Below are 1,013 nucleotides of genomic sequence, written 5' to 3'. Positions count from 1 at the left end.
GTGAAGGCTTTGCAGCTTTTGCGTGAGCATCAGGTAGAAACGCATTTGGTGGTTTCGCAAGGGGCGGAGATGACCCGCGCTTTGGAAACGGACTACACCAAAGAGGACGTTTATGCTTTGGCAGATGTCGTGCATTCCGTCCGTAATGTCGGGGCAAGTATTGCCAGCGGATCGTTTTTGACGGATGGAATGTTGATTGCGCCGTGTTCAATGAAGACCTTGGCTTCGGTTGCTCATGGATTTGCCGATAATTTGCTCAGCCGTGCGGCGGATGTAACGTTGAAAGAGCGGCGCAAGCTGGTGTTGATGGTGCGTGAAGCGCCGTTAAACTTGGCGCACATTGAAAATATGCGCCGTGTGACAGAGATGGGCGGTATCGTGTTTCCTCCCGTTCCGGCTTTATATCAGAAGCCTGAATCCATCGAAGATATGATTACACACAGCGTCTCTCACGCTTTGGACTTGTTCGGTATTATTCAAAACGATGTGCCGCGCTGGCAGGGCTGATATTTCAGACGGCCTGAAAATAAATTTAATACACTGAGAAAGAGGATAAAAATCATGCAAGCGATTCCTACCAATATCGTTAAATTTTTGAGCAATCATCATGTCGTCAGTATTGCCACTGCGGCAGAGGGCGAAGTTTGGGCGGCTTGTTGTTTTTATGTGTTTGATGAAGCCAATGCCCGCCTAATTGTGCTGACATCTTTGCAAACGAAACATGGCGGAATGATGAGCCGTTCTGCCAAAGTAGCCGGTACCATTGCCGGACAACCTGACAGTATCACGAAAATCAGCGGTATTCAGTTTGCGGCGACTGCCGCTTTGATTGAGGATGAAGCGGATTTGAAAGCGGCGCAGTCTTTGTATTATAAAGCGCATCCTGCTGCCAGAGTGATGAGAAGCGATGTTTGGGCATTGAATTTGGACAGTGTGAAATTCACTGACAATAAATTGGTATTCGCACAAAAAACGTACTGGAATCGCGAGGATTAAGAAAAGGCCGTCTGAAA

The 1,013-nt window shown here is 47.8% G+C and carries 2 protein-coding genes; both read left to right on the top strand.

The genetic code is table 11. From position 1 onward, the window contains the following. Nucleotides 1-507 (top strand): UbiX family flavin prenyltransferase (locus ACTHS3_RS14600; protein ID WP_440368325.1); only part of this gene is annotated, 507 nt, incomplete at its 5' end. Nucleotides 508-561: 54 nt separating this feature from the next. Then, complete coding sequence (locus ACTHS3_RS14595; protein WP_070606217.1) at nt 562-996, top strand: pyridoxamine 5'-phosphate oxidase family protein; 435 nt, start codon at nt 562-564, stop codon at nt 994-996. Nucleotides 997-1,013: the final 17 nt, after the last annotated feature.

The organism is Neisseria sp. P0009.S007 (assembly GCF_051962515.1).
Note: the sequence above shows the minus strand (reverse complement) of the source record. Positions and strands in the feature narration are given on the sequence as shown.